This is a genomic window from Fibrobacter sp. UWB1 (assembly GCF_002210325.1).
Classification (GTDB): Bacteria; Fibrobacterota; Fibrobacteria; order Fibrobacterales; family Fibrobacteraceae; genus Fibrobacter.
On the sequence record NZ_MWQL01000008.1, the window covers coordinates 116,296 to 128,937 of the forward strand.

Here is a 12,642-nt window from a genome sequence, read left to right on the forward strand (position 1 = left end):
AGGAAGTTAGAAGTAGGAAGTGGAATACGGGACATCACTGTCTACTGTCTACTTCCTACTGTCTACTACTTATTCATTATCTCCGCGTCGTGGATGTCTTCGTTGTTTTCGAGGCGCTTGAGTTCGGCCTTCAGGAATTCCTTCCACTTTTCGGGGCGGAACACCGGGCTCGTGATAAAGATGTCCTTGTCGCCGCGGCCACTCATGTTGATGACGAGCGCCTTGTTCTTCGGAAGTTCCTTCGCGATTTTCATAGCGGCGGCGCCGGCGTGAGCACTTTCGAGCGCAAAGAGAATGCCTTCGTTACGGGCGAAGAACTTGACCGCTTCCAGGGCCTCCTTGTCGAGAATCGCCGTGAATTCTACGCGGCCGGATTCGCCGAGGGCTGCGAGCTGCGGGCCGATTCCCATGTAGTCAAGGCCTGCCGAAATAGAACGGGTCGGCAGCGACTGACCGTCTTCATCAATCAGGAAGCGGCTCTTGTAACCCTGCAGAATACCTTCGCGACTGGCGTTACCCGTCATGCGCGCTGCATTTTCACCCTTATTCGGGCCGATGCCACCGGCTTCGGCACCGATCAGGCGCACGTTCGCATCGTTGATGAACGGAGTGAAAACGCCGATGGAATTGCTACCGCCACCCACGCAGGCGACAACCGCCGCGATGTCGATGTTACGTTCAGCAGCCTGGCGTTTGACTTCTTCACCGATAACCGACTGGAAGGTACGAACAATATCCGGGAACGGAGCCGGACCGAGAGCGGAACCCAGCACATAGTGCGTGTTCTTAAAATTCGTAGCCCAGTCGCGCATGGCTTCGTTCACGGCATCCTTCAAAGTGCGGCTACCGCTCGTGACCGGCACGACCTTCGCGCCGTACATTTCCATGGTCGCCACGTTCGGCTGCTGACGGCGCACGTCCACCTCGCCCATGTACACCACACATTCGAGGCCAAGCTTGGCGCAAGCGGCAGCCGTCGCAAGGCCGTGCTGACCGGCACCAGTCTCTGCAATGATGCGGGTCTTACCCATCTTCTTAGCGAGCAGGCATTGACCGATGGCGTTATTGATCTTGTGGGCACCGGTGTTGGCAAGGCCTTCAAGCTTGATGTAAATCTGAGCGCCACCCAGAAGTTCCGTTGCGGTCGGAGCGTAATACAGCGGGGTCTCGCGCCCAATGTAGTCGCGCTGAATGATACGGAGTTCTTCGAGGAATTCCGGATCGTGGATGTACTTGTTGAATGCCGCTTCGAGGTCGTCGAGCGGACGGCGGATGATTTCGGCAACATACTTGCCGCCGAACTTGTCAAAGAAACCGTTGTCAGAGGTTATGGGGTGTGAGGTCGCGCCTACGGCGCTTTGAGGTGTGGAGGTTATAGTTGCGTGAGTCATTTTGAATGGAAGGGTTGGGGTTAAAATCGTGGTTGAGGGTAAAAAATTAAAAGGCCTTCGGGAGTCCGAAAGCCTTTTACAAAACACTTGATGAAATCAGCAAAACGGACTCTATTTAGTAGAGCCCCACCACCAACGGTTGAAACGGATTGCTGAATTCATCTTCATGCGCCCTAATTTAGGAATGTCTCTTTAGTGTGGCAAGGGGTTCAGCTTAAAAAAAGTGAAGACTCTCGACGATCGAGAGTCTTCTGTTAAACACTTGATGAAATGGCAAGCCTAAATCCCTCCTTGAGAACCTCGTCGATAGCGGCGCTAGCGTCAAAGCGGATTGCCAATTTCATCTTTATGTCTTCAATATATATACTAATTCGTTGTCTGTCAATAGGTTAGCATAAGATTTTTGTAAAATTTCCTTCGTAATTTGTACAAAAAGGCCCAAATTAGGCCATTTGGGGCAATTTAGGAAAGAGCCGCAAACAAAGCTTTGAGTTTCTCGGCGTTTTTTATTCCCGGGGCGTCTTCGACGCCGCTGGAAACATCGACGAGTTCCGGGCGGAACTTTTCGACAATCGCGCCCACATTTTCAGGCGTGATACCGCCGGCAAGCCAGAGAGGTAACTCACCCGCTTTTTCGCGGAGCAGGTTTTCAGGAATGGTCTTGCCCGTGCCGCCAGGGGTTCCTTCGACTTTGGCATCTAAGAGAATGCGTGGTTCACCATTCTTGCGGAGAGCGGCGACCTTGTCGAAATCCGATTCTTCGCCAACGCGGGCGGCACAATAGTAAGGAATTGCCGTCGCGGCTAAGTTCGACGGGTCGACGCCATGAAGCTGCACTGCATCGAGCACTCCTTCGCGAGCGAGCTTGATGGCGGTTTTGCCTTCAACGGATTCGGGATCGGTGATAACTCCAACAAGGAGAGGGGATCCTTCGACGCGCTGCGCTTGCTCAGGATGACACAAGCGAATCTTTTCGGCAAAACTGCGCACGAATTCTTCAGTGGTCAGGCGCTTGGTAGTGCTGAATACAAAGCCGAGCATGTCTGCCCCGAGTTCTGCGGCGAGCAAGCCGTCTTCTTCGCGCGTGATGCCGCAGATTTTCACGAGGGGGCGATTTTCGGCGCGTTTTGCAGCCTTACGTTCGGCGTATTTTTTCCAGAACTTGCCGCGGGCATTTTCGGAGCCCGATTCAAACGCATGCACCACTTCTTTAGCAAGCGGTGGGTTCTTGGCAACCGCCTCGCCCACCAGGATTCCCGTAAAGCCGAGGTTGCGCGCATAAGTCGCATCGGCCGGGCATAAAATTCCCGATTCAAAAACAGCCTTGGCCGGAAGCTTGCTACGCACCGACGCCGGCACCAGCGGGTCTGTATGGAAGGTTGCCAAATCGCGAGAATTCACGCCCGCGACAATCGTCTTGGCAGCGGCGTCACCCAAAGCATCGGTCACGACTTTCAGCTTGCGCAAGTCGTCAGTTTCGCGGACTTCCACAAAGGCCTGCATATCAAACGATGCAGCACGCTTTGCCATGCGCACGAGTTGTTCGTCATCAAGAATGCGAGCAATCAAAAGCACCGCATCGGCACCGCAACGGTAAGCAATATCGATTTCATCTTCGAATAAAAGAAAATCTTTGCGAAGTACGGCGCAGGCATGCAAGCCCTGCTTGCGGCGGCTTTCCATCAGGTTCGCCACGGCAATCAAGTCACGCAGCGTTCCCTTGAAAAAATTCGTTTCAGTCAGCACTGAAACCGCCTGCGCATGAGCCTCGGCATAAGTCGTCGCAAGCCCTACCGGATCGAGATCCGGCGCGATATCGCCCTTCGAAGGCGATGCTCGCTTGACTTCGAGAATCGCACCTGCATTACCGAGGAATTCGGTATGGCCCACCTCGCGCTTTTCTGGAATTTCAATTCCAAAATTCAGGCCAAGCCGCTCGATATCCTCGCGGCGCATCCGTACGATTTTCGCTAAAATGTCTTCGCTCATTAATTTCCCTTAGGCTTCAAAGTCAAGGTTTTTGAGAAAAGATAGGAAATTATGGCCGATGCCAGGATAGAAAGAAGCGTAGGGCCAAGTATTACAGAATCCATGTGCGACGTGACTTGGTAAACGGCAAAGCCAACCAACCATGCGAACAAGTTCAAAATCCAGTACTTGTGGCCCACCTGGTGATTTTTCGCCAAGAAGAACGAAACCAGGAGTACGGCCGCCATGGGCGCAAACACCGAGGCAATCAGGTAAAGGAATCCGATGTAATGATCCATAATACCCGATATGGCAAGGACCGCGCTGATACCGCTCACCACGACACCCGTGATTTTTGGGTTCAGCTTATGGACAATGGCCTTGGCCGATTCGCCGGCAGAGTTCGCCGCCAAGAAGTTGGTGGTCACGGTCGAAAGCACCACGATAATGATTCCCGGAATTCCAAGGCCCGCCAGCAGAATGGCGCGGGCGATATCGTTACCAACTCCGGCCGTTGCAATCTGAAGCCCGATAAAGTACATCCAGAAGCTTGCCACCGAGTACGCAATCGCAGAAACCGCCGTGGCACGCGTCGGCTTTTCGACATCTTTGGTGTAGTCCGAAATCACCGGCAACCAGGAAAGCGGAAGCGCCATCGAAATTTCAAAGATATTCCAGAAGCTCAGCGCATGTTCTGCGGCGGGCGCCCCCGAAATTCCGACACCGAACAATTTCGCCGTAAGCACAATCAAGAGCACCGTCAGAACAGCCATCACGGCCGTCGTCACTTTCGCAAAACGGCGGAGCCCGACAAAAACCCACACCGCAATCAGCACCGCAAGAATCACGCAAGTGAGCGGAAACGAAATCGGGAGATTGAGGCCCGCCAACACCGAGGCCCCCTGCGCATTCAGCACGGCAATCCATGCAATCAACTGGAACAGGTTCAGCGAGGCAAAGAACTTGGAACCGTAAGAGCCGTAAACAGACGCTGTCGTTTCCATGGCGTTCAGGCGGACACGGGCGCCGATGAGACCCACGAAAAACAGCAAGATGCCGCCCAGGACATGGCCCAAAATCAGCGGGAGCCAAACGGAATCGTAAGAGGATGCCGCGCCGATTTCAATACCTGCCTCGATTTCAGAAACCGAGATTGCCACCCCAAACCAGATGACACCATTCGTTAAAAGATTCGTGCGTTTTTCCACAATGCGCCTCCTAAAATTCTAAGGACGTGCCAAAGATAAAAAAGCACGCCCTAGAACACAAGGAATAGTTTAATACTTCTTTTTAATATTTTGTTATAGATTAAGGCTATTACGAAGAGCAGGTCGCCAGGTAGCGTTGCAGCTCTTCGACATAGCGCTCGCCCACCAGACCAAGCAACATGTTGCGCTTGGCGATGTAGCCGATTTCCATGACGCGGCGGGATTCTTCGCTCTTGTCCTTGAAGGGTACGGCCAAGTAATCGGAACCGTTCAATTCTTCGCAGATAATGCCGGAGCAAAGCGTGTACCCGTTCAGGCCGATCATCAAGTTCAGCATGGTAGCACGGTCGTTCGCCTTGATGGTACGCTTGTATTCGTTCGTACTCAAGATTTCTTCGGCAAAATAGAACGAGCTGTTGTCGCCCTGTTCAAAGGAAAGGCACGGGTATTCAGCCAGTTCATCGAGCGTAATGAACTTGTTGTTGGCAAGCGGATGCCCCTTCCACAAGTACACATAGGCCTTACAGTCAATGAGTTTATGGAACGCGAGGTCGCGGGCATTCAGCAAGTTCATGATAACCTTGCGGTTGAAATCGCTCAAGTAAAGGATACCGATATCGCTCTTGAACGAGGCCACGTCTTCGATGACTTCTTTGGTGCGGGTTTCGCGAATGGCGAATTCGTACTTGTCCGTATCGAAAAGCTTGACAGTTTCCACAAAGCTCTTGACCGCAAAAGAATAATGCTGCGTCGAGACGCCGAATTTCTTTTTACGCTTGCCGATTTTGCCGTACTTGTCCAGCACCGTTTCGTAGTGATGGTAAAGTTCGCGGGCGTACGAAATGAATTCTTCGCCTTCGCTAGTGAGCTTGACTCCGCGGCTGGTACGATTGAAAATGAGGATATTAAGTTCATCTTCAAGATCCTTGATGGCGGCGGTCAGCGACGGCTGCGAGATATAAAGCTTTTCGGCGGCCTTATTGAAAGAGCCTGTTTCTGCAATGCCGATGGCATAACGTAATTGTTGTAGAGTCATGTTTTCGGCCTCCTGTTAAAAATCGTAGCTTTTCATTTTCCTAGTTGTTTAGTAGGAATAAAAATATAGTTAAAAGCTATAAGGTTGGCAAGGGGTTATAAAAACCTTTGCCAACCTTATTTGATTACGAGTTCGTCGCCACCTTGACTTCCTCGATCTTCTTCAGCACGGAGCCGTCTTCCATCGCCTTCATGGCCTTGTCGAAGCCTTCCTTGATGCTGGCTGCCTTCTTGCTGATGTAGAGGGCGGCACCGGCGTTCAGGGCGCAGGCGTACTTGATGCCCGGGCGGCCCTTACCGTTCAGCACGTCGAGAGCGAGGTTGAAGTTGTCGACGCCCGTACCGCCGGCGAGATCTTCGGGATCCACGGAGGGGATGCCGAAGTCCTTCGGGTCGATGCAGTAAGTCTTGTACTCGCCATCTTCCAGGATTTCGGCGATGGTCGTCGGCACGCAGGGTGAAATTTCGTCGTAGCCGTCGTCACTGATGGCAACCATCACGCGCTTGGCGCCGAGGGCCTTTGCCGCCTTGGTGAACGGTTCCAGTACGGTCGTGCTGTAGACACCGAGCATGAGGTACTTGGCTTCGGCCGGGTTCGTGAGGGGACCGAGCAGGTTCATGATGGTCTTCACGCCGAGAACGCCGCGAACCGGGCCGGCAAAGCGCATGGCACTGTGGTAGACCGGAGCCATCAGGAACACGAAATTCGTCTTGTTGATGACGCTCGCGGCCTTGTCCGGAGTCATGTCGAGCTTGAAGCCTGCGGCCGTGTAGAAGTCGGCGGCACCGGACTTGCTGGAAACAGCACGGTTGCCATGCTTTGCAATCTTCGCGCCACAGCTGGCGGCAATCAGGCCGGAGAGCGAGCTCACGTTGAAGCTGCCCTTGCCGTCGCCACCGGTACCCACGATATCGGTGAGTTCGTCGCCGCTGTAGGGGAACTTGCGCTTCTTGCTGCTGAGTACCTTCGCACAACCGGCGATTTCGTCGGCAACAGGGCCCTTGCTGGAAAGTGCGGTCAGGATTGCGGCCATCTGGCGTTCGTCCATGATGCCGTCGGTCAAGTCTTCCATGAACATCTCGGCGGTTTCGCGGCTCAAGTCCTTGCCTTCGGTAAGCGTATTCAGAATCCCGCGCACGTCAAGCGGTTCGCGACGATAGTTGAGGAACGCCTTGAAAAATTCGTCGGCGCGTCCGCTGGCGATAGATTCCGGGTGGAACTGCACGCCTTCAATCGGGAGTGTCTTGTGGCGAATGCCCATGATGTCGCCGTCGGTAGCGCGGGCGGTCACTTCGAAGTCAGAAGAGAGCGTCGATTCGTCGATGACGAGGCTGTGGTAACGCGTAAAGATATTCTTCTTGCCGATGGTGCGGAAAAGTCCCTTGCCGTCGAGGTCGATTTCTTCGGCGATACCGTGCTTGATGAACTTGGCCTGCACAATCTTGGCGCCAAAGGCGTAACCGATGGCCTGGTGGCCGAGGCACACGCCGAGAATCGGGAGCTTGCCCGCAAAGTGCTTGATGGCTTCCACGGAGATGCCGGCGTCTTCGGGGCGGCCCGGGCCCGGGCTTACAATGAGGCGGCTCGGGTTCAGTTTTTCAATGTCGGCGATGGTGCATTCGCGGCTACGGAGCACGCGGATTTCTTCGTTAGTGATTTTTGCAAGCGCCTGGTAGACGTTGTAAGTAAAAGAGTCGTAGTTGTCGATGATGATGATCATTTTTATTCGCTTTTTTAAAATTTGTGATTCAGGGTTGTTGTTAGGTGTCGGTTCTCAGTAGGAAGTTAGAAGTAGGAAGTCGGAAGTGATATAATCGCGGCGTAGCCGCCTAATTTTAAACTGTCTACTTCCTACTGCCTACTGTCTACTAATTTTCCCCCTCCAGTACAGCTCTGATTGCTCCGAGCTTTTCATTTGTTTCTTCAAATTCGCGGTCGGCGTTAGAGGCCGCGACAATGCCACCACCGGCCTGCAGGCTAATGGTCTTGCCCTGCTTGAGGCAGCAACGGATAGCGATGCAGAAATCCAGGTCACCGTCAGATTCCATATAGCCTACCGCACCCGCATAGAAGCGGCGCTTGACCTTTTCGAGGCCGGAAAGGATTTCAATGGCGCTGATTTTCGGGGCACCGCTCACCGTACCTGCCGGGAAACTGGAGCGCAGCACTTCAATCGCCTTCTTGGTCTTGGAGACCTTACCCTGCACGTCAGAGACCAGGTGAATCACGTGGCTGAACTTTTCGCATTCCATGTACTTGGTAGTTTCCACCGTACCCGCTTCGCAGACGCGGCCGAGGTCATTACGGGCCAGGTCCACGAGCATCAAGTGTTCGGCGCGTTCCTTCGGGTCGCCCTTCAGGTTCTTCATCAGGGCTTCGTCTTCCGCGTCATCCTTACCACGGCGGCGGGTGCCTGCAATCGGGTGAATGGTAGCGATGCCGTCACGCACGCGCACGAGGCTTTCCGGCGATGCACCGATAAACTGATGCGTTCCGTAATCGAGGAAGAACATGTACGGAGACGGGTTCACCGTGCGAAGGCGACGGTAAATGTCGAGAGCTTCGATATCGCTTGCAAACTGGATGCGGCGAGATGGTACCGCCTGTACAATGTTGCCTGCGATGATATGCTTCTGCAGGGCTTCGACCTTTTCTACGTATTCCTTGCGGGACTGTTCCAGGTCGGTCATGGTAATGCCCTTGCCATACTGCTGTTCCGGGGCGAGGTAGCTAAAGTCCAGGTCAGCGAGGCGAGCCTTCACCTTTTCAATGGCAGCCTTCAGGTCAATCTGGTGTTCTTCGTAGTTCAAGGCGAACAGGTGAAGCTTTTCGGTAAAGTGGTCGAACACGATGTAGATGTGACCCACTAGGAATTCGGCTTCGGGAATGTTGAGTTTATCAACCTGCGGGGCAAGGCGGATGGTATCGCAGCGGGCGCAGAATTCGTAGCCTAGGTAGCCCACGCCCGAAGAGGGAATCGGGATCTGGTTGGGCGGCACCGTATTTTCGGCCGAAATCAGCGTCAGCGCATCAAGAATATCGCCCTCGCCTTCCTTCAAAAACACGCTTTCCTTGCCGTCGACAACGATGCTCACGTCTTTGTCGTTCTGGCGCAGACGGAAACCTTCGTCCACCATCAGAGTCGAATAGCGGCTACGACCGTGGGAGAAGCTTGCGGATTCGAAAATCGCCTTCGCACCGAGCTTCTTGCCCAGCGAAAACGGGGTGTAACGTTCACCGGGCAGTGCCACGTAGATACTGTCGGTACGGGGTTCGAAGTTAGGGCTTTCAGTGATGTGCCTTATGTTCGTTGTCATTTTTGATCCTCTGGTTTTAAAAAGGTTTGGGGTATGAGGTCGCTCGCAAGCTCGCTTTGAGGTTTAATGAATTGACATCTCAAGAGCAACGAGGGCTATATCCATTCTGTTTAAACTTTTGCGTTCCTTGGTTTAGGGTTCCGCAAAGGCTTTGGTCCCGGAGGATTTCAATGATTTTGGTAAAAGAGAAAGGCCTCCGTGAGTCCGGAAGCCTTTGCTTTAAAATCTTGGGTGATTTGCGACAAATACCGGGCTCTATGTCAGAGTCCGCGCCACCAACGACGGTTCAGGGTTACACATGTCACAAAATTCATCATGGCACCAAAAATATCAATCTAGAATCACTTTGGCAAGTGGTTCCGTAGGAAATTCTGTAAAAAATTGAAAATATCAATCCAAAAAGGCAAAAACCACCCCCAGTTATCACATATTTTTGCCCCCAAGTTGCAAGGTTATAGTCATTTATATATATTCGTCTTTTAGATAAAGAAATTAAAAAAGGAGAAATCCATGCTGTACAAACATTGGAGAAAAATTGCCCTTGCCTTGACTGGTTTCTTTTGGGCAAGTTGCGACAGCGATACCACCTCTGCAAACGGATCGGATGATCCCAGTTCCAGCAGCGTTGCCACACCCGAATCCAGCTCCAGCGTAGCAACCGGAAACGAAACGACATCCAGTTCTAGCGAAAAGCAGGCTCAGGTTTCAAGTTCTAGCGAAGCGACTGAAGCAAGCTCCAGTAGTTCGACTGAAGTACAAAAACAGAGCTCCAGCAGCGAAGATTTCGGCAAAATCGTCCCGCTTTACGGTATCGAATACGAAAAATTCGTTAGCTCATCCAGCACTGAGGAATCTTCAAGTAGCTTTACAGAAATCATGCCCGCTTACGGAGTTCCGGATAAAATCGCTTGCTTCCAAAAGCAGGGCGAGAAAACAATGACCTGCGAAGACGGCGCCACCTGCAAGCAAGTGACTGAAGAACGTTGGGCTCCCGAATTCCCTTGTAGCGACGAAATCTGCCCTGATTACGGCGTGGTGCAGATTTCCGAAAACACCTACGAATGCGACGGCGTTAAATACAACGAAGCTCAATTCCGCGCCCGTTACGAAAAGAGGACCGTGGTCGAAGATCCCGAGCAGGACACGACCTTCAACGGCGAAATGCAACCCGCCCTTTACGGTCCGCCCTGCGTATTCAACGGCACCTGCGACGATGCAGAGAAATAAAAATTAGTCAGAAAACTTTTGGGGAAATTGAAGATGTTCTACAAACACTGGAAAAAAATTGCACTTACATTGACCGCCCTGTTCTGGGCAGGTTGCGACGATTCAGCATCTTCATCGGAAGTCGTTCTTTACGGCTGTCCCGACGATATTTGTGCGCCTGCACCCGAAAGCAGCAGCGATTCAAACACGCCAGAATCCAGTTCCTCTAAAGAGGTAACATCAAGTTCTTCCGAAGAAGTAAAATCGAGTTCCAGCATTGCCGAGGAATCGAGTTCTTCTGAACAGGAAAAGTCAAGTTCCAGCAGCGAATTCGTCGCCGGCCTTCTTTATGGTGTCGAGCCTCCCGATTCCATTGACGTCAAATGTTTCCCCACGGATTCCAGTGTATCCTATTTTTATGATGATTACAACGCAGATGTAAAAAAAATGTGGAGCGAGCAAGCGGCCAAGCGCGATGCAGCCGCAAAGATAGACTCCATCAAGACCACCCTGGTAGAAACGCCCATGTGCCTCGAAAACCTGCGCATGGAACTCGAAAGTCTCGTGGCCCTTTACGGAGCCCCGGTCACCATCCATAATGCGGTAGAAAAATGCATTGACGGCTCCATCAGGCCTAGCGAAGAATACGCCAAGTTCCTGAAGATGAAGGAAGAATGGGAGGCGAACAAGCCCGCCCTCGACGAAGAACTCCAGAAGGTCTACGAAGACAAGATGAAGGAAATCCAGGAACGGATTAACAAGTGCCTGGAGAAATAGACGAAAGAACGGCTCTATGAGCCTATAGACGAAAAATATGATAAAAAAGCATTGGAAAAAATTTCTATTAAGCCTGTGCGCTCTTTTCTGGAGCGGGTGTAGCGACGATTCCTCCAGCGACAGCCCTTCAGCGGGCAACAAGCTTATCGCCTGCGACCTTGAACAGATATGCCCCGAATATGGTATTTTCTACGATTGCGAAAACGAGGAAGACAGGATTTCCGGGAACTTCGAGAATTGCACCATGTCGTATCCGGCGTGCACGGACACGTACTATTGTGAAGACGACGTCACTTGTTTCCAATCAACCGACGACGAAACGAAAACTTTCGACTGTCGCGACGAAAAGGATAACAAGACTGTCTACACCGAAGACGAATTCAAATCAAAATATTACGTGGATGGACAACGCATCCATTAAATTTCACATTTCACACCTCACATTTCACACTCCACATTTTTATGCAACTCTCTCTTAAGAAAAAACTCGCTCTCGAAGCTTATCGCCTTTACCGCCATAACGAAATCAAGGCGCATCCGCTCACGTACTTTTTCTGGGAATGCACGCTGCGCTGCAACTTGCACTGCCTGCACTGCGGTAGCGACTGCGTGAAGGACGCCATCCCCGACATGCCTCGCGAAGACTTCATGGGTGTGCTGGATAAACTCGCCCCGCACATCGACCCGAAGCACTTTATCGTGGTGATTACCGGTGGCGAACCCTTGATGCGCCAGGACCTTGAAGAATGCGGCATGGAAATCAAGAAGCGCGGCTACCCCTGGGGAATGGTCAGCAACGGCCTTGCGATGACCCCCGAACGCTACACCAAGTTGCTGAATGCAGGGCTGCGCTCACTCACGATTAGCCTGGACGGCCTCAAGGAAAGCCACAATCATTTCCGCGGTGCCCCCACGAGTTTCGACAACGCACTCCGCGCCATCGACATGGCCGCCCACACGCAAGGCCTCACCTTCGACGTGATGACCTGCGTGAACCGCCAGAATCTCAAGGAACTCCCGAAGATTCTCGACCTGCTTTTGAAAATCGGCGTGAAGCGCTGGCGTATCGCGACGGTGTTCCCGAAGGGCCGCGCGAAGGACAATCCGCTGTTCCAACTCACGAACCAGGAATTCCGCCAGGTGTTCGATTTTATCCGCGAAGTCAAGAAACTGAACGTCATCAACGTGAATTACGGCTGCGAAGGGTTCCTCGGCAGCTACGAGAAGGACGCCCGCAACTACCCGTTCTTCTGCCGTGCCGGCGTGAACGTCTCTTCCGTGCTTTGCGATGGCAGCATCTCGGCATGCCCGAGCCTCCGCGGCGACTATATCCAGGGTAACATCTACAAGGACGACCTCTGGGATGTGTGGCAGAACCGCTACCAGGTGATGCGCGACCGCAGCTGGGCAAAAATCGGCGACTGCAAGACCTGCAAGTACTGGCGCTACTGCGAAGGCTCCAGCCTGCACTTACGTGACGAGAAGACCAAGGAATTGGCTTATTGCCATGTGAAGCGCCTCGAAGACGCCGGCGCATAAGCCAAAAACATCTATCACCTAAAAAAAGCAAGAGCCGCACCTTTATGAGGTGCGGCTCTTTCTTGCAGCCGTTTTGTCTGCATTTTAGCTAGAGTTTTCAGTCTCCAAACCGGCCCTAGCCTTGTATTTTTTGTTTGAACGTAAGATAGGATTTTCACCCTGATTTACAATATCCCGACCAAATAAAGCGTTGTAGAGAA

General features: G+C 52.5%; 10 protein-coding genes. 4 read left to right on the plus strand and 6 right to left on the minus strand.

The window, feature by feature from the left end; genetic code table 11:
- Window positions 1–65: 65 nt before the first annotated feature.
- From trpB to B7988_RS08185, 6 genes are all read right to left on the minus strand, one after another.
- Entirely contained in the window at window positions 66–1,391 is a 1,326-nt protein-coding gene (trpB, locus tag B7988_RS08160; RefSeq protein ID WP_249268917.1) for a tryptophan synthase subunit beta, read from the minus strand.
- A 462-nt stretch (window positions 1,392–1,853) separates the two neighbouring features.
- Entirely contained in the window at window positions 1,854–3,380 is a 1,527-nt protein-coding gene (locus tag B7988_RS08165) for a bifunctional indole-3-glycerol phosphate synthase/phosphoribosylanthranilate isomerase (RefSeq protein WP_088657523.1), read from the minus strand.
- Window positions 3,380–4,567: a cytosine permease gene (locus B7988_RS08170; protein WP_088657524.1), complete on the minus strand. Its 1,188-nt coding sequence runs from the start codon at window positions 4,565–4,567 to the stop codon at window positions 3,380–3,382. Before B7988_RS08170 ends, B7988_RS08165 begins: the two co-directional genes overlap by 1 nt.
- Before the next feature lie 109 nt (window positions 4,568–4,676).
- Window positions 4,677–5,603: a LysR family transcriptional regulator gene (locus tag B7988_RS08175; protein WP_073320087.1), complete on the minus strand. Its 927-nt coding sequence runs from the start codon at window positions 5,601–5,603 to the stop codon at window positions 4,677–4,679.
- 124 nt (window positions 5,604–5,727) lie between these two features.
- Complete coding sequence (locus B7988_RS08180; protein WP_088657525.1) at window positions 5,728–7,323, minus strand: bifunctional anthranilate synthase component II/anthranilate phosphoribosyltransferase; 1,596 nt, start codon at window positions 7,321–7,323, stop codon at window positions 5,728–5,730.
- 148 nt (window positions 7,324–7,471) lie between these two features.
- Complete coding sequence (locus tag B7988_RS08185; protein WP_088657526.1) at window positions 7,472–8,920, minus strand: chorismate-binding protein; 1,449 nt, start codon at window positions 8,918–8,920, stop codon at window positions 7,472–7,474.
- 510 nt (window positions 8,921–9,430) lie between these two features.
- Between B7988_RS08185 and B7988_RS08190 the strand changes: the two genes are divergently transcribed.
- The 4 genes from B7988_RS08190 to B7988_RS08205 are packed head-to-tail and all read left to right on the plus strand — an operon-like array spanning window position 9,431 to window position 12,442.
- Window positions 9,431–10,147 carry a hypothetical protein gene (locus B7988_RS08190; RefSeq protein WP_088657527.1) on the plus strand — a complete coding sequence of 239 codons (717 nt, stop codon included), beginning with the start codon at window positions 9,431–9,433 and terminating at the stop codon, window positions 10,145–10,147.
- Between the two features lie 33 nt (window positions 10,148–10,180).
- Complete coding sequence (locus B7988_RS08195; RefSeq protein ID WP_088657528.1) at window positions 10,181–10,903, plus strand: hypothetical protein; 723 nt, start codon at window positions 10,181–10,183, stop codon at window positions 10,901–10,903.
- A 37-nt stretch (window positions 10,904–10,940) separates the two neighbouring features.
- The gene (locus tag B7988_RS08200) at window positions 10,941–11,324 is read left to right on the plus strand and encodes a hypothetical protein (protein WP_088657529.1); all 384 of its coding nucleotides are present in this window, start codon (window positions 10,941–10,943) and stop codon (window positions 11,322–11,324) included.
- 41 nt (window positions 11,325–11,365) lie between these two features.
- The gene (locus tag B7988_RS08205; RefSeq protein WP_088657530.1) at window positions 11,366–12,442 is read left to right on the plus strand and encodes a TIGR04133 family radical SAM/SPASM protein; all 1,077 of its coding nucleotides are present in this window, start codon (window positions 11,366–11,368) and stop codon (window positions 12,440–12,442) included.
- Window positions 12,443–12,642 lie beyond the last annotated feature (200 nt).

Excerpts from the sequence above, each read along its gene's own strand:
- trpB (WP_249268917.1), bottom strand. The coding sequence starts at position 1,391 with ATGACTCACGCAACTATAACCTCCACACCTCAAAGCGCCGTAGGCGCG.
- B7988_RS08165 (WP_088657523.1), bottom strand. The coding sequence starts at position 3,380 with ATGAGCGAAGACATTTTAGCGAAAATCGTACGGATGCGCCGCGAGGAT.
- B7988_RS08175 (WP_073320087.1), bottom strand. The coding sequence starts at position 5,603 with ATGACTCTACAACAATTACGTTATGCCATCGGCATTGCAGAAACAGGC.
- B7988_RS08180 (WP_088657525.1), bottom strand. The coding sequence starts at position 7,323 with ATGATCATCATCATCGACAACTACGACTCTTTTACTTACAACGTCTAC.
- B7988_RS08185 (WP_088657526.1), bottom strand. The coding sequence starts at position 8,920 with ATGACAACGAACATAAGGCACATCACTGAAAGCCCTAACTTCGAACCC.
- B7988_RS08190 (WP_088657527.1), top strand. The coding sequence starts at position 9,431 with ATGCTGTACAAACATTGGAGAAAAATTGCCCTTGCCTTGACTGGTTTC.
- B7988_RS08195 (WP_088657528.1), top strand. The coding sequence starts at position 10,181 with ATGTTCTACAAACACTGGAAAAAAATTGCACTTACATTGACCGCCCTG.
- B7988_RS08200 (WP_088657529.1), top strand. The coding sequence starts at position 10,941 with ATGATAAAAAAGCATTGGAAAAAATTTCTATTAAGCCTGTGCGCTCTT.
- B7988_RS08205 (WP_088657530.1), top strand. The coding sequence starts at position 11,366 with ATGCAACTCTCTCTTAAGAAAAAACTCGCTCTCGAAGCTTATCGCCTT.